13 protein-coding genes are annotated in these 15,324 nt (G+C 70.7%); 12 read left to right on the top strand and 1 reads right to left on the bottom strand.

Annotated elements, in window-relative coordinates; translation table 11 throughout:
• The first annotated feature begins 17 nt into the window (after positions 1 to 17).
• The 6 genes from ACIBEF_RS02705 to ahcY all read left to right on the top strand — a co-directional run bounded on the left by ACIBEF_RS02705 (position 18) and on the right by ahcY (position 6,864).
• Entirely contained in the window at positions 18 to 1,403 is a 1,386-nt protein-coding gene (locus ACIBEF_RS02705) for a phosphomannomutase/phosphoglucomutase (protein WP_396790569.1), read from the top strand.
• A gap of 61 nt (positions 1,404 to 1,464) precedes the next feature.
• The gene (locus ACIBEF_RS02700; RefSeq protein WP_091394023.1) at positions 1,465 to 1,650 is read left to right on the top strand and encodes a Trm112 family protein; all 186 of its coding nucleotides are present in this window, start codon (positions 1,465 to 1,467) and stop codon (positions 1,648 to 1,650) included.
• Positions 1,647 to 2,843, top strand: a complete 1,197-nt coding sequence (locus tag ACIBEF_RS02695; RefSeq protein WP_396790567.1) for an SIS domain-containing protein — start codon at positions 1,647 to 1,649, stop codon at positions 2,841 to 2,843. Before ACIBEF_RS02700 ends, ACIBEF_RS02695 begins: the two co-directional genes overlap by 4 nt.
• A gap of 67 nt (positions 2,844 to 2,910) precedes the next feature.
• Complete coding sequence (locus tag ACIBEF_RS02690) at positions 2,911 to 3,918, top strand: cation diffusion facilitator family transporter (protein WP_396790565.1); 1,008 nt, start codon at positions 2,911 to 2,913, stop codon at positions 3,916 to 3,918.
• 3 nt (positions 3,919 to 3,921) lie between these two features.
• Positions 3,922 to 5,085, top strand: a complete 1,164-nt coding sequence (manA, locus tag ACIBEF_RS02685; protein WP_396790563.1) for a mannose-6-phosphate isomerase, class I — start codon at positions 3,922 to 3,924, stop codon at positions 5,083 to 5,085.
• A gap of 279 nt (positions 5,086 to 5,364) precedes the next feature.
• Entirely contained in the window at positions 5,365 to 6,864 is a 1,500-nt protein-coding gene (gene ahcY / locus ACIBEF_RS02680) for an adenosylhomocysteinase (RefSeq protein WP_396790561.1), read from the top strand.
• A 317-nt stretch (positions 6,865 to 7,181) separates the two neighbouring features.
• Here ahcY and ACIBEF_RS02675 read toward each other — a convergent pair whose 3' ends face one another.
• A complete protein-coding gene (locus ACIBEF_RS02675; RefSeq protein ID WP_396790559.1) occupies positions 7,182 to 7,328 on the bottom strand; it encodes a hypothetical protein in 147 nt (48 codons plus the stop codon).
• A 136-nt stretch (positions 7,329 to 7,464) separates the two neighbouring features.
• Here ACIBEF_RS02675 and efeU point away from each other — a divergent pair, with 136 nt between their 5' ends.
• The 6 genes from efeU (at position 7,465) to ACIBEF_RS02645 (ending at position 15,320) form a co-directional block, all read left to right on the top strand.
• Positions 7,465 to 8,364 (top strand): iron uptake transporter permease EfeU, encoded by a 900-nt coding sequence (efeU, locus tag ACIBEF_RS02670; protein ID WP_396790557.1) that lies wholly within the window; start codon positions 7,465 to 7,467, stop codon positions 8,362 to 8,364.
• A 22-nt stretch (positions 8,365 to 8,386) separates the two neighbouring features.
• Positions 8,387 to 9,520: an iron uptake system protein EfeO gene (gene efeO / locus ACIBEF_RS02665; protein ID WP_396790555.1), complete on the top strand. Its 1,134-nt coding sequence runs from the start codon at positions 8,387 to 8,389 to the stop codon at positions 9,518 to 9,520.
• Positions 9,521 to 9,545: 25 nt separating this feature from the next.
• The gene (gene efeB / locus ACIBEF_RS02660; RefSeq protein ID WP_357203301.1) at positions 9,546 to 10,823 is read left to right on the top strand and encodes an iron uptake transporter deferrochelatase/peroxidase subunit; all 1,278 of its coding nucleotides are present in this window, start codon (positions 9,546 to 9,548) and stop codon (positions 10,821 to 10,823) included.
• Between the two features lie 226 nt (positions 10,824 to 11,049).
• Complete coding sequence (mtrA, locus tag ACIBEF_RS02655) at positions 11,050 to 11,739, top strand: MtrAB system response regulator MtrA (RefSeq protein ID WP_396790554.1); 690 nt, start codon at positions 11,050 to 11,052, stop codon at positions 11,737 to 11,739.
• A 12-nt stretch (positions 11,740 to 11,751) separates the two neighbouring features.
• Positions 11,752 to 13,509 (top strand): MtrAB system histidine kinase MtrB, encoded by a 1,758-nt coding sequence (gene mtrB, locus ACIBEF_RS02650; RefSeq protein ID WP_396790552.1) that lies wholly within the window; start codon positions 11,752 to 11,754, stop codon positions 13,507 to 13,509.
• 32 nt (positions 13,510 to 13,541) lie between these two features.
• Entirely contained in the window at positions 13,542 to 15,320 is a 1,779-nt protein-coding gene (locus ACIBEF_RS02645; protein WP_396790841.1) for an LpqB family beta-propeller domain-containing protein, read from the top strand.
• Positions 15,321 to 15,324 lie beyond the last annotated feature (4 nt).

The raw sequence follows: 15,324 nt of genomic DNA, 5'->3' as shown, positions 1-15,324 counted from the left end.
GCCAAGGAGTGGAACACGTGTCTGATCTGTCCCAGATTGTGAAGGCCTACGACGTCCGCGGGACGGTGCCGGACCAGTGGGACGAACGGGTCGCCGAGGCACTGGGCGCCGCCTTCACCCAACTGCTCAACTCCACCGACGAGCCGGGCGACGCCGTCGTCGTCGGGTACGACATGCGGGCCACCTCGCCCGGCCTGGCCGCCGCGTTCGCCACCGGCGTACGCGCCGAGGGCCGCTCGGTGATCGAGATCGGCCTCGCCTCCACCGACCTGCTCTACTACGCGTCCGGCTCGCTCGACCTGCCCGGCGCGATGTTCACCGCCAGTCACAACCCCGCGCAGTACAACGGCATCAAGATGTGCCGCTCCGGCGCCCGCCCGATCGGCCAGGAGAGCGGCCTGGCCGAGATCCGGAAGCGGGCCCAGGCCCTCCTGGACTCGGGCGACGCTCGTCCCGCCGGAGCGCCGACCCGGCCCGCCGAGCGGCGCGACCTGCTCCCCGACTACGCCGGCTACCTGCGCAAGCTGGTCGACCTGTCCGGCATCCGGCCGTTGAAGGTGGTCGTCGACGCCGGCAACGGCATGGGTGGCTTCACCGTTCCGACGGTGCTGGGTGACGCGGCCCTGTCGCCGCTGCCGCTGGAGATCGTGCCGCTCTACTTCGAGTTGGACGGCAGCTTCCCCAACCACGAGGCCAACCCGCTCGACCCGGCGAACCTGGTCGACCTCCAGCGCGCTGTGGTCGAGCACGGGGCGGACATCGGGTTGGCCTTCGACGGTGACGCCGACCGGTGCTTCGTGGTGGACGAGCGCGGCGAACCGGTCTCACCGTCGGCGATCACCGCACTCGTCGCCGCCCGTGAGCTGGCCAAGCACCCCGGTTCCACGGTGATCCACGGCCTGATCACCTCCAGCGCCGTCGCGGAGATCATCCGGGAGCACGGTGGGAAGCCGGTCGTCGCCCGGGTCGGGCACTCCTTCATCAAGGCGGAGATGGCCCGCACCAACGCCGTCTTCGGCGGCGAGCACTCCGCGCACTACTACTTCCGGGACTTCTGGTTCGCCGACACCGGGATGCTCGCGGCGATGCACACGTTGGCCGCGCTGGGCGAGCAGTCGCTGCCGCTGTCCGTGTTGGCCGGTGAGTACGAGCGTTACATCGCCTCCGGCGAGATCAACTCGACGGTGACCGACCAGGCGGCGGCGGTGGCCGAGGTGCGCGCCGCGTACCCCGACGCGGTCGCTGACGAGATGGACGGGCTCACCCTGCGTTTCCCCGACGGCGCCTGGTTCAACCTGCGCGCCTCCAACACGGAGCCGCTGCTGCGGCTCAACGTCGAGGCGCCCACCCGGGATCGGATGGTCTCGCTCCGGGACGACGTGCTCGACCGCGTTCGCCGATAAGATCGCCTGCGCCGGTCGGCACCGCCGTCGGTCAACCCGTACACGTGGAAGGAGCCGTGCCATGGCCCTGGATCCGCAGTTGCTGGAGATCCTTGCCTGTCCGGACACGCACCACGCCCCGCTCACCTATGACGCCGAGGCGCAGACGTTGACCTGTACGGAGTGCGGCCGGATCTTCGAGGTCCGCGACGACGTGCCGGTGCTGCTGCTCGACGAGGCGCGCGGCGGCCCCGGGCAGTCGTCATGATCGACGGTACGGCCGGGGTCAATGGGCGCCGTGACGCCGACGAGGCCCTGCTCGACAACCCGCAGGCGTTGGCCGAGGCCGACCCGGGCGGCATGCTCCGGCACACGGCGTCGGCCGGTGCGCAGGTTCGCGAGAGCGCCGCACTGGCAGCCGAGGCGAACCTCGCGGTGCTCGCCGACGACGGGCGGCCCCGAGCCGTCGTGATCGCCGGCATCGGCACCGCCGGGCGTACCGGGGACGTGCTGGCCACTGTCGCCGGGCCACGCTGCCCGGTCCCGATCATCGGGCACCGGTCCGCCGGCGTGCCCGGATGGGTGGGCGCGGCCGACGTGGTGATCGCGGTGAGCGCGTCCGGACGTAGCCCGGAGGCGCTCGGCGCCGCCGAGGCGGCCCACCGCCGTGGTGCCCGACTCGTCGCCGTGGGTGCCCCGGATTCGCAGTTGCAGTCGATCGCCGAGCAGGCCCGGGCGCCGTTCATCCCGGTGCCCCGGCGTGCTCCGGCCCGGGCCAGCCTCTGGGCACTCACGGTGCCGGTCCTGCTCGCCGCCCGTTCCCTCGGGCTCGTGAAGGTCAACGAAGCGGACCTGGCCGAGACCGCGTCCCGGCTCGACGCGGACGCCGACCGCTGCCGGTCCGCGGCCGAGTCCTTCGTCAACCCGGCGAAGTCACTGGCGCTGGGCCTGGCCGGCTCGATTCCCATCGTCTGGGGTTCGTCCCCGCTGGCCACGGTGGCGGCCCGCCGGTTCGGCGACACCCTGTCGGCAAACGCCCGCTACCCGGTGGTCACCGGGGCGTTGGGTGAGGCCGGGCGGGGTCGGGTCGGGCTGCTCGACGGCGTCTTCGGCGGCCTGGCCGAGGGGGAGCGGGACATCTTCGCCGACCCGGCCGAGGACGACGGCGAGGGCACCCGGCTGCGGCTGGTGCTGCTGCGCGACGGGGGGCTCAACGCCGAGGACGACACCGACGAGCCGCTCGCCGTCGAGGAGCGCCGTGCGGACGCGGTGCAGACCCTCGCGGAGCGCCGTGGCGTGCGGTGCGACGTGGTGACCGCCGAGGGCGGCTCCGCCCTGGAGCGGCTGGCCTCGCTGATCGCCGTTCCGGATTTCGCCTCGATCTACCTTGCTCTGGCACACGGGTTGGACCCGATGGCCGTTCCGGCCATCACCGAGATGAAGGAGCTGTCGAACCAGTGAACGAACGTAGGGGGCGGCGCATCATGCGCGGACCGGGCGGCTTCGTGCGGCGAAGCGGAGCGGTGGCATGAGCGCCAACGGTGGGACGAAGGCGATTGTCGCCGCCCTGCTGGCCAACATCGGCATCGCCGTCACCAAGTTCGTTGCGTTCCTGCTCTCCGGCTCGTCGTCGATGCTGGCCGAGGCGGTCCACTCGGTCGCCGACTCCGGCAACCAGGGGCTGCTGCTGCTCGGTGGCAAGCGGGCGAAGCGCGCGGCCACCCCGGAACACCCGTTCGGGTACGGCCGGGAGCGCTACATCTACGCGTTCATCGTGTCCATCGTGCTGTTCAGCATCGGTGGCCTGTTCGCGCTCTACGAGGCGTACCACAAGTGGCATCACAAGGGCGGCATCGAGTCCTGGCACTGGCTGCCGGTGGTCGTGCTGGTGTCGGCGATCATCATGGAGTCGTTCTCGTTCCGGACCGCCATCAAGGAGTCCAACCACACCCGGGGCAACCAGTCCTGGGTGCGTTTCATCCGCCGGGCCAAGGCGCCGGAGCTGCCGGTGGTGCTCCTGGAGGACTTCGGCGCGCTGGTCGGTCTGGTGTTCGCCCTGTTCGGCGTCGTCATGACGCTGATCACCGGCAACGGCGAGTGGGACGCCGCCGGCACCGCGATGATCGGCATCCTGCTGGTGGTCATCGCCGTCGTGCTGGCCATCGAGACGAAGAGCCTGCTGCTCGGTGAGGGCGCCGAGGCGTCCGAGCTGGCGGCCATCGAGCGGGCCGTCACCGACGGCCCCGAGGTGGAGCGGATCATCCACATGAAGACGCTCTACCTGGGCCCGGAAGAGCTGATGGTGGCGGCCAAGATCGCTGTTCCGGAGTGGGAGAGCGCCCACGACCTGGCTCGTGGCATCAACGCCGTCGAGGCGCGGATCCGCACCGCGGTGCCGATCGCCCGGGTGATCTATCTGGAGCCGGACGTCTACAGCACCGCTGCCGCCGAGGCCGGCACCGGTGCCGCGGCCGACACCGCGGTGCCGCAGCCGCAGGACACGTCGGGCGAGTCGGCCGGGCGGCCCGGGGGCTGACGGGTGGAGCCACTGTACGGGCCGATCCGGGACTACGCCTGGGGCTCGCGCTCAGCCATCGCCCTCCTGCAGGGGCGAGCGGTGCCGAGCGCGGGCCCGGAGGCGGAGCTGTGGTTGGGGGCTCACCCGGGCGCCCCGGCCCACGTGGATCGTGCCGGCCTGCGGGTGAGCCTCTGCGACCTGGTGCGGGACGAACCAGGGCAGTGGCTCGGCCAGCGGGTGTCCGAGCGGTTCGGCAACCGGCTGCCGTTCCTGCTCAAGGTGCTCGCGGCCGACGCTCCGCTGAGCCTGCAGGCCCACCCGGACGCCGAGCAGGCGCAGGCCGGCTATGCGGCGGAGGTGGGGCGCACCGAGGGGCCGCGCAACTACTCCGACCCGCACCACAAGCCGGAGTTGCTCGTCGCGCTCACCCCGTTCGAGGCGCTGTGCGGTTTCCGGGATCCGGCGGAGTCGGCCGAGGCGCTCGCGGCGTTCGGCGTACCGGAGTTGGCGCCTGTGGTCGCCGCGTTGCGGTCCGGGCCGGCAGGGTTGCGGACGGCGGTGCGGACGCTGCTCGGCTGGCCGGTCGCCAAGCGTCACGACCTGCTGGCCGCTGTGGTGGCGGCGCCGGTCGACGGCCCGGACGCGGAGCTGACCCGCCGACTGGCAACGGCGTACCCGGGGGATCCGGGTGCGCTGGTCGCGCTGCTGTTGCACCACCTGCGGCTGGAGGCGGGGGAGGCGATCTGGATGCCCGCCGGCAACCTGCACGCCTACCTGAGCGGCTGCGGCGTGGAGATCATGGCGGCCAGCGACAACGTGTTGCGCGGCGGCCTGACCCCGAAGCGGGTGGACGTCGACGAGTTGTTGCGGGTGCTGCGCTTCGAGGTGCTCGTCGATCCGGTGCGGGCCGCGGAGCCGGTCGGCCCGGGCGTGGACTGCTGGCCCGTGCCGGTGGACGACTTCGCGCTGCACCGGGTCCGGGTCGACGCGGCGGTGCCCTCGGTGACACTGTCGCTGCCCGGCCCTCGGGTGGTGCTCTGCGCTGGTGGTTCGATCACCGTGGACGACGGTGCCGGCGCGTTGACGCTGGTCTCCGGCGAGGCGGCGATCGGTACGGCGTTGGAAGCGCCGCTGCGGATCGACGGCGTCGGTGTGGCGTTCGTCGCGACGTCCGGGCTGCGCTGACCCCGACCCGGGCCAACGACACAAGTCCGACTTTCCCGGAATAGCTTGACGTCACCCTGCCTGAGTGTGACTCTATGAGTACGCAGCGTTATCGCGACGACGGTCCGAGAACGTGCGGGGGAACCAAACCGGGGGGATGCACGGGGCGGGCGGGACGTGGGCGGGAAGGTCCGTCCATCACCGACCGCCCCGTGCGCTGTCCGCCGACCGTGCCTGATGCCCGTCGCCAACGCGCGTAAGGTGGAAGGTCGGCGCAGACATCGTTCGACAGGAGCTTTCATGACCAGCACCCTCCCGGCGTCCGCCAGCGGCACGCCGTCCGAGGCCCGGCCGAGCACGCTCGCCGACGGCGACTTCAAGGTGGCGGATCTGTCGCTCGCCGAGTTCGGGCGTAAAGAGATCCAGCTCGCCGAGCACGAGATGCCCGGCCTGATGGCGATCCGTCGCGAGTTCGCCGAGGCGCAGCCGCTCGCCGGCGCGCGGATCACCGGCTCCCTGCACATGACCATCCAGACCGCCGTCCTGATCGAGACGTTGGTCGCGCTCGGCGCGCAGGTGCGCTGGGCGTCCTGCAACATCTTCTCCACCCAGGACCACGCCGCCGCGGCGATCGTCGTCGGCCCGGACGGCACCCCCGAGGCTCCGGCCGGGGTTCCGGTGTACGCCTGGAAGGGCGAGACCCTTCCGGAGTACTGGTGGTGCACCGAGCAGGTGCTCGCCTGGCCGGACGGGCAGGGCCCGAACATGATCCTCGACGACGGCGGCGACGCGACCCTGCTCGTACACAAGGGCACCGAGTTCGAGCGGGCCGGTGTGGTCCCGCCCGTCGAGTCCGCCGACTCCGAGGAGTACGCGGTCATCCTCGAGCTGCTGCACCGCTCGCTCGGCGAGGACGGCCAGCGGTGGACCCGGATCTCCGCCGGCATCAAGGGCGTGACCGAGGAGACCACCACCGGCGTGCACCGGCTCTACGAGATGCACCGGGCCGGCACCCTGCTCTTCCCGGCCATCAACGTCAACGACTCGGTGACCAAGAGCAAGTTCGACAACAAGTACGGCTGCCGGCACTCGCTCATCGACGGCATCAACCGCGCCACCGACGTGCTGATCGGCGGCAAGATGGCGGTCGTCATGGGCTACGGCGACGTGGGCAAGGGCTGCGCCGAGTCGCTGCGCGGCCAGGGCGCCCGAGTCGTGGTGACCGAGGTGGACCCGATCTGCGCGTTGCAGGCCGCCATGGACGGCTACCAGGTCGCCACCCTGGACGACGTTGTCGAGCAGGCCGACATCTTCATCACCGCCACCGGCTGCTTCGACGTCATCACCAACGAGCACATGGCCCGGATGAAGCACCAGGCCATCGTCGGCAACATCGGCCACTTCGACAACGAGATCGACATGGCCGGGCTGGCCAAGCGGTCCGACGTCGAGCGGATCAACATCAAGCCGCAGGTCGACCTGTGGCGCTTCGCCGACGGGCACGCCATCATCGTGCTCTCCGAGGGCCGCCTGCTGAACCTGGGCAACGCGACCGGGCACCCGAGCTTCGTCATGTCGAACTCGTTCGCCAACCAGACGATCGCCCAGATCGAGCTCTTCACCAAGACCGAGGAGTACCCGATCGGCGTCTACGTGCTGCCCAAGCACCTGGACGAGAAGGTGGCCCGACTGCACCTCGGCGCACTCGGCGCCAAGCTGAGCACGCTGACCAAGGAGCAGGCCGCCTACCTCGGCGTCTCCACGGAGGGTCCGTTCAAGCCGGATCACTACCGCTACTGATCGACATCTCTGGACCGGGTCGGCTGTTCACAGCCGGCCCGGTCCGTCGTCTCCGCCCTGCCCCCCTGCGCTCCCCGCGACCGTGCCCTGCACGCCCGCGATCGGCCCTGCGCTCCCGCGCTCGTGCCCTCCGCGCCCGAGACCGTGCCCTCCGCGCCCGCGACCGTGCCTCCGCGCCCGCGATCTTGCAGTTTCGGTTAGAGATTTACGGCTTTAGGTGCGAAATGTCGCCGCAGAAAGTGCAAGATCGCGGGCGCGGGGCGCGGGGCGCGGGGCGCGGGGCGCGGGGCGCGGGGCTGGGGTCGGGCGGGGCTTGGTCAGGTGCGGCGGGTGGGGCGGAACCAGGTCCAGAGGCACCAGGCCAGCCAGCCGAGCGAGACGAGTGTGGCCAGCGCCCGTAGGCGTAGTGCGCTGAGCAGCAGCACCACGGCCAGAACCGTCAACCACGGCAGGAATCCCCTCACGGCGCGATCTTCGCACAGTGGAGTTCGCCGCAGACAGGGTGAGCTTGTCGTGAACAACTTGACGACGACGCTGACCAGGAGGAAGGTATGCCTGCCCTAAGTCAACCAAGGCGTGCCTAACCTATTCGGAGCTCGGATGTTCGCCACCTACCTGATCGGTCTGCGGGAAGGGCTGGAAGCCACCCTGGTGGTCAGCATCCTGGTCGCCTTCCTGATGAAGTCGCAGCGCCGGGACCGGCTGCCGCAGGTGTGGGCGGGCGTCGGCCTGGCCGTGGCGCTCTCGGTGCTCTTCGGTTGGCTGATCGAGTACACGTCGACCTCGCTGCTGTCCCGATCCGAGGATCGTGAGTTGTTCGAGGCGATCACCTCGGTCGCCGCCGTGGTCTTCGTGACCTGGATGATCTTCTGGATGCGCCGGGCCGCCCGGACCATCGCCGGCGAACTGCGGGGCAAGCTCACCGAGGCGCTGGCCGTCGGGTCCCTCGCCGTCGCCGGGATGGCGTTCCTCGCGGTGATCCGCGAGGGTCTGGAGACGGCGCTGATCTTCTACTCGGCCGCCCAGGGTGCGGCCGGCGACAGCGGCCCGCTGCTCGCGTTGATCGGCGGCATCGTCACCGCAGTGGTCCTCGGCGTGCTGCTCTACGCCAGCGCCCTGCGGATCAACCTCAGCAAGTTCTTCACCTGGACCGGCGCGCTGCTGATCCTGGTCGCCGCCGGCATCCTCAAGTACGGCGTGCACGACTTCCAGGAGGCCGGCGTCCTGCCCGGCCTGAACGACCTGGCCTTCGACATCACCAGCGTGCTCGACCCGAGCACCTGGTACGCGGCCCTGCTCGCCGGCATGTTCAACGTGACCCCCGCGCCCACAGTGCTGGAGACGATCGCCTGGGTCGCGTACGCCGTACCGGTGCTCCTGCTCTTCCTGCGACCGGCCCGGCGTAAGCCGGCACCCGCCGCGACCACCACCACCGTCACCGAGCGCGGGGCTGACACCGGCGCTGAGGCCGAGGCGGCGTCCGCGCCGCAGCGTGCCTGACCCACGAGGAGAGACAGCTCACATGCGTACCACCCAGTTCTTCGCGCTGGCCGCCGCCGGCGTGCTGGCGACGGCCGGTCTGGCCGCCTGCTCCGACTCCGACAAGGGTGACCAGGCCGGGTCCGGCGGACCGATCGTGGTCAAGGCCAGCGACACCGCCTGTGAGGTCGGCTCGACCGACCTGGGCGCCGGCACCGCCACCTTCAAGATCACCAATTCGGGTGCGAAGGTCACTGAGTTCTACGTGTACGCCGACGGCGACCGGGTGATGGGTGAGGTGGAGAACATCGCCCCTGGGCTGAGCCGCGAGCTGCACGTGGAGTTGCCGGCCGGCACGTACCAGACGGCCTGCAAGCCGGGGATGAGCGGCAAGGGCATCCGGGGCGCGCTCAAGGTCAGCGGGTCGGCGCAGCCGCTCACCGCCGACGCCGCGCTGGGTGACGCCACTGACAACTACCAGCGGTACGTGAAGAGCCAGACCAGCGCGCTGTTGGACAAGACCGAGGAGTTCGTCGGCGCGGTCAAGGCCGGTGATGTGGCGAAGTCCAAGGCGCTCTACCCGGTCGCCCGCACCTACTGGGAGCGGATCGAGCCGGTCGCTGAGATCTTCGGCGACCTCGACCCCAAGATCGACGGCCGCGAGGAGGTTCTTGAGGAGGGGATGGAGTTCACCGGCTTCCACCGGATCGAGAAGGACCTCTGGCAGTCCGGCGACATCTCCAAGGACGGCCCGATCGCCGACCGCCTGCTGGTGGATGTCAAGGAGATCGTGGCCAAGGCGAACGCCGAGAAGCTCTCTCCGCTCCAGCTCGCCAACGGTGCCAAGGAGCTGCTCGACGAGGTGGCCAGCGGCAAGATCACCGGCGAGGAGGACCGCTACTCGCACACCGACCTGTGGGACTTCGCCGCCAACCTCGAAGGTTCCAAGGCCGCTGTGTCCGCCCTGCGGCCCGCGTTGCAGCAGCGCTCGCCGGAGCTGGTCAGCCAGCTGGACGCCGAGTTCACGAACGTCGAGGGACTGCTCGGCAAGCACCGCGACGGCGACGGGTGGAAGCTGCACACCGCGCTGAGCAAGGCCGAGCTCAAGGAGCTCTCTGACGGGATCAACGCGCTCGCCGAGCCGATCAGCAAGGTCGCCGCGGCCGTCGCGAAGTGACCACCTGGCAGAAAGAGTCGAGTCGATGAGCGGAAGCAGGTTCACCCGGCGCCGGGCGATCACCCTGGCCGGCGCCGGGGTGGCGGGGGTCGCCGGGGTGGCGGCCGGCGCGGGGGCGCTGCTGAACGGCTCCCATGGCCCGGCTGCGGCGAGTGACCACCCGGCCGGGGCGGTGCCGTTCCACGGAGAACACCAGGCCGGCATCGTCACCCCGGCGCAGGACCGGCTGCACTTCGTGGCCTTCGACGTGATCACCAAGGACCGGGCCCGACTCGTCGAACTGCTTGAGGAGTGGACGGCCGCCGCCGCCCGGATGACCGCGGGGCGCGACGCCGGGGTGCTGGGTGCGGTCGGCGGGATGCCGGAGGCCCCACCGGACGACACCGGCGAGGCACTCGGCCTGCCTCCCTCGCAGCTCACCCTCACCATCGGTTTCGGGCCGACGCTGTTCCGCGACGCCGACGGACGGGACCGCTTCGGCCTCGCCGAGCGTCGCCCTGCCGCCCTCGCCGAGCTGCCGAAGTTTCCCGGCGACGCGTTGCAGCCGCAGCTCTCCGGCGGCGACCTCTGCGTCCAGGCCTGCTCCAACGACCCGCAGGTGGCGGTGCACGCGATCCGTAACCTGGCCCGGCTGGGCATGGGCGTGGTGAGCGTCCGTTGGTCGCAGCTCGGCTTCGGCCGCACCTCGTCGACCACGCGGGAGCAGGCCACCGCGCGCAACCTCTTCGGGTTCAAGGACGGTACGGCCAACCTCAAGGCCGAGGACACCGACCTGCTGCGCGACCAGTTGTGGGTGCAGCCGGGCGACGGGCCGGACTGGATGGCCGGCGGCTCGTACCTGGTGACCCGCAAGATCCGAATGCTGGTGGAGACCTGGGACCGGACCTCCCTCGCCGAGCAGGAGGAGATCGTCGGCCGGGCCAAGGGCAGCGGCGCGCCGCTGGGTCGCGGCGACGAGTTCGACGAGCCCGACTTCGCCGCCCGTGGCGCGGACGGGAAGCCGGTGATCGCCGAGCACGCCCATGTCACGCTGGCCCACCCGAGCCGGAACGGCGGGGCGCAACTGCTGCGCCGGGGTTACAACTTCGTCGACGGCTCGGACGGCCTCGGACGGCTCGACGCGGGCCTCTTCTTCATCGCCTACCAGCGTGATCCACGCCGTCAGTTCGTGCCGATCCAGACGCAGTTGGCCCGGCACGACGTGATGAACGAGTACCTGCGACACGTCTCCAGCGGGGTGTTCGCCTGCCCGCCCGGGGTGCGCGACGGCGGGGAACACTGGGGGAGTGGGTTGTTCGGCTGACCGTCGTCCGGATGGCGACAGCCGGATCGGTCCGGCTTGCGGTGGCGCTGGTAGCCGCCGAAGGGGGATCATGGTGGCAGCCTGGCCCGCGGCCATCCGTGCGCCCAGGCACCGCAGCACGTGGCGCCGCCGCCGCGCACCGCGGGCACCCGGTTTGACGGCGGCGCTGAGCGTTACCGGCGGACGCCGGTCCCACCGAACTGAATGAGGATGCAATATTAATCCCATGAGAGCCCGCGTACTGGTGGTCGACGATGACCCCGCGCTCGCCGAGATGCTCGGCATCGTGCTGCGCAGTGAGGGTTTCCTGCCCTCTTTTGTGGCGGACGGCGAGCGGGCGTTGGCCGCTTTTCGCGACAGTCGTCCCGACATAGTGCTGCTTGACCTGATGCTTCCCGGTATGAGCGGGATCGACGTCGCCAGGTCGATCCGGGCGGAGTCCGGCGTGCCCATCGTCATGCTGACCGCCAAGAGCGACACCGTCGACATCGTGCTCGGCCTGGAATCCGGTGCCGACGACTACGTGGTCAAGCCGTTCAAGCCCAAGGAGCTGGTGGCCCGGATGCGGGCCCGACTGCGCCGAGGCGAGGACGTGGCACCGGAGATGCTCACCATCGGGCCGCCGGACAACCAGATCACCATCGACGTGCCCGCGCACACGGTGAGTCGCAACGACGAGGAGGTGAAGCTGACGCCGCTGGAATTCGACCTGCTGGTCGCGCTCGCCCGCAAGCCACGTCAGGTCTTCACCCGCGAGGTGCTGCTCGAACAGGTCTGGGGCTACCGGCACGCGGCCGACACCCGTCTGGTCAACGTGCACGTCCAGCGGTTGCGGGCCAAGATCGAACCAGACCCGGAGCGACCGGAAATCATCCTCACCGTGCGGGGCGTGGGTTACAAGGCGGGGACCGGATAGCCTGGTCGCACTGTGTCGACCTCGCCGCCCCCACCCTCCCCGAGTACGGCTGCCCGCCGGCCCAGCGCCGGCGGGGAGCTCTGGCGTGCGGTGAGTGGTCGGGTCGCTCGTGCGGTGGGTCGGGCACACCAGACCTGGCGTCGCTCGCTCCAGGTTCGGGTCGTGACCATCACGCTGGTCGCTTCCAGCCTCCTGGTCGGCGGGTTCGCGTTCCTGATCGCTGACAAGATCACCACCATTCTGCTCGACAGCGCACGCAGCGACGTCCGGCAGCGGGTGACAACCGGCGCCAGCTACGCGGCCAAGCAGGTCTCCTTCTACGGCCAGCCGCAGGAGGCGCAGCTCCAGGAGACCATCGACGGCACCGTCAACTACCTGGCCGGCGGCGACCCCCAGCAGACCAGCGGCGTGGTGGTCGCGATCACCGCCGACGACTATCCCAACGACATCCAGACGCGCACCTCCCCGTCGGCGAACGTGCAGCCGCTGATCAGCCCCGAGCTGCGGGCCGCGATCGCCGACGGCAAGGTGGCGAGTCAGATCCGCACCGGGCGACTCGCCGGCGAGACCACCAAATACCTGGTCTACGGCTCGCCGGTGCCCACCCGCTTCGGCCAGATCGAGCTCTACTACCTGGTCCCGCTGGGCCGGCAGGACGTCACCGCCGCCGACGCCCGCGCCACGGTGGTGGCCACCGGGGTCGCGCTGGTGATCCTGCTCGGGTTGCTCGCGGCGCTTGTCACCCGGCTGGTGGTCAACCCGGTCCGGGTCGCCGCACGTACCGCCCAGCGGCTCTCCGCGGGCCTGCTCGACCAGCGGATGGTGGTCAACGGTGAGGACGACCTGGCCCTGCTCGCCGCGTCGTTCAACCAGATGGCCACCAACCTGCAACGGCAGATCCTGCGCCTGGAAGAGATGTCCCGGTTGCAGCGCCGCTTCACCTCGGACGTCTCCCACGAGCTGCGTACCCCGCTGACCACGGTGCGGATGGCCGCCGACCTGATCTTCGCTGAGCGCGACGAGTTCGACCCGGCGGTCGCCCGCAGCGCCGAGCTGCTCCAGGCCGAGTTGGACCGCTTCGAGGAGCTGCTGACCGACCTGCTGGAGATCAGTCGGTTCGACGCGGGCTTCGCCATGCTGGATTCCGAGCCGACCGACCTCGTGCCGGTGGTGCACCGGGTGGTCGACCGGCTGGCGGGCCTGGCCGAGCGGGTGGGCGTACCGATCGAACTCGACCTTCCGGGCACGCCGGTCATCGCCGAGGTCGACCCGCGCCGGGTCGAGCGGGTGTTGCGCAACCTGGTCGGCAACGCCGTCGAGCACGGTGAGGCCCGCCCGGTGCTGATCACCCTCGGCATAGACGAGACCGCCGTGGCGATCACCGTCCGCGACCACGGAGTGGGGCTGAAGGTTGGCGAGGAGAAGCTGGTGTTCAACCGGTTCTGGCGGGCTGACCCGTCGCGGGCCCGGCAGACCGGGGGCACCGGGCTGGGCCTGTCGATCAGCCTGGAGGACGCACGGCTGCACGGCGGCTGGCTTGAGGCGTGGGGTGCTCCCGGCCAGGGCGCGCAGTTCCGACTCACCCTGCCGGCCCGTGCTGGTGATCGGCTGACCACCTCACCGCTGCGGCTGGTGCCGGCCGACGCCGCCCTGCCGTTCGGCGGCCCCCGCGACGGTGGGCCACTGGCCATCGGTCCCGGCACCGGCGGGGCACTGGCGATCGGTCCGGCTCCGGCCGGCGACGGGCAGCGGACGGAGGTGCGCTCGTGAGACGGCCGACTCTGCTCGGAACCCTCGGCGTGATGGTGCTGCTGGGCGCCGGCTGTGGCATTCCGGCGGCATCCGACGTGCGGGTGGACGGCAAGGGCAGCGCCGCGACCGAGGCCGGTGTGATCAGTCGGGGCAGTGAGCCGCCGACGCGCACGGCCAGCGGCAGCGTCAACGAGACGTTCGTCCGCAACTTCCTGTCCGCCGCCGCCGGCGAGCCGGATCGGGCGTACGAGCGGGTCAAGGCGTTCATCGCCCCGGAGGACAAGACTCGTCTACAGGACAAGAAGGGCAGCGAGGTCGCGCTGAACGTGGTCCGGCTGCGCGAGGCGGTCTACACCCTCAACAGCGACTCGACCACGACCGTCAAGATCACCGTGCAGCAGATCGGGGTGCTGCGGACCAACGGCATCCTGGCCCCACCGGTGGCGACCGAGACGGAGTACGAGTTCGGCCTGCGCAGCGCGTCCTTCAACGGGGGCGTCAACGATGACCGGGCCGGCCTCTACGTCATCAACCCGCCCAACGTGCTGCTGCTCAGCGACACCGCCCTTCGGGAGTACTACCAGGACGAGACGATCTACTTCTGGAGTTCGGACCGCAGCCGCCTGGTGCCCGACCAGCGCTACCGACCGCAGGCGGTGCCGGTCGAGCGGCAGGTCAACGAGGTGGTGAAGTGGCTGGTCGGTGGCCCCTCCGACTGGTTGCGCCCGGGAGTCGTCGGGCTGCCAGACCGCACCGAGCTGATCAACAACGCCACCGGCGGCAACGGTCGGTGGGAGGTCAACCTGGACATGTCCGGTGACGACCAGAGCGGGATCGACCAGTTGATCACGCAGATCGCCTGGTCGCTGGGCGACCTCACCGGTCAGCTGGAGTTGAAGATCCGCAACAACGCCCAGCCCGTGGTGGACCTGGGCGAGCGACGAGGCGCCCGGGTGCTCTACCCGTACGCGACCAGCCCGCAGCGGTTCGGCGTGTACGACGGCGCGATCCACCCACTCGACTTCGACGGCGAGCCCAGCGGCACGGTGCCGTTGACACCCGAGGCCAACCGTAACGTCGTTTCCGCCAGCCTCGGGCTGGCGAAGGACCGCCGGATCCTCGCCGCGATGGTGGTCGCCAGCAGCGGCAAGAACCGGTACCGACTCGCCGTGGGCACGGGTGCCGACCCGGTCTCGGTGGTCAGCCGCAGCGGCGCCGAATACTCCTCGATCGGCCGACCGGTCTGGCTGCGTACCGTCGACAACCGCCCCAGCCGAGGCCTCGTCGTGGCCGACGGGCAGCTCTACCGGTTCGACGAGGCGGCCCGGATGTATCCGGTGCCGCTCAACCTGCCCTCCGCCGCGGTCACCGCGGTGGCCGCCGGGTTGGACGGCCAGCGGGTGGCGCTGATCGTCGGCGGCCGTCTCTACGTCGCCGCGGTCAACCTCGACGGCGGCGGGGCCTCCATCGGCCCGCCCCGAGAGTTGGTCACCTCGCTGACCAACCCGACGGCGGTCGACTGGGGCAGGGAGGACCAGCTGGTGGTGGCGGGGTCGGTCGGCCAGCCGGCGATCTACGAGATCAGTGTCGACGGTGCCCTGGAGACACCGCTGCGGACCGACCTCGGCGCCAAGGTCACCCACCTGACCGCGTACCCGACCAACCGCAGTGTGCGGACGCCCAGCGGGGCGTACATGTACGAGGCGAACGGGGTGGCCTACCGCAGCAGCCCGTTCGAACGGATCGAGCCCGGCCGGGTACGCGACATCGCCCCGGTGCCGGCCGGTGTCCGGCCGAGCAACCCGTCGGCGCCGTTCTTCCTCTACTGACACG

The sequence above is a fragment of the Micromonospora sp. NPDC050795 genome (assembly GCF_044456785.1).
Lineage (GTDB): Bacteria > Actinomycetota > Actinomycetes > Mycobacteriales > Micromonosporaceae > Micromonospora.
Note: the sequence above shows the minus strand (reverse complement) of the source record. Positions and strands in the feature narration are given on the sequence as shown.

Excerpts from the sequence above, each read along its gene's own strand:
- ahcY (WP_396790561.1), top strand. The coding sequence starts at position 5,365 with ATGACCAGCACCCTCCCGGCGTCCGCCAGCGGCACGCCGTCCGAGGCC.
- efeO (WP_396790555.1), top strand. The coding sequence starts at position 8,387 with ATGCGTACCACCCAGTTCTTCGCGCTGGCCGCCGCCGGCGTGCTGGCG.
- ACIBEF_RS02690 (WP_396790565.1), top strand. The coding sequence starts at position 2,911 with ATGAGCGCCAACGGTGGGACGAAGGCGATTGTCGCCGCCCTGCTGGCC.
- ACIBEF_RS02695 (WP_396790567.1), top strand. The coding sequence starts at position 1,647 with ATGATCGACGGTACGGCCGGGGTCAATGGGCGCCGTGACGCCGACGAG.
- efeU (WP_396790557.1), top strand. The coding sequence starts at position 7,465 with ATGTTCGCCACCTACCTGATCGGTCTGCGGGAAGGGCTGGAAGCCACC.
- ACIBEF_RS02645 (WP_396790841.1), top strand. The coding sequence starts at position 13,542 with ATGGTGCTGCTGGGCGCCGGCTGTGGCATTCCGGCGGCATCCGACGTG.
- mtrA (WP_396790554.1), top strand. The coding sequence starts at position 11,050 with ATGAGAGCCCGCGTACTGGTGGTCGACGATGACCCCGCGCTCGCCGAG.
- efeB (WP_357203301.1), top strand. The coding sequence starts at position 9,546 with ATGAGCGGAAGCAGGTTCACCCGGCGCCGGGCGATCACCCTGGCCGGC.
- ACIBEF_RS02700 (WP_091394023.1), top strand. The coding sequence starts at position 1,465 with ATGGCCCTGGATCCGCAGTTGCTGGAGATCCTTGCCTGTCCGGACACG.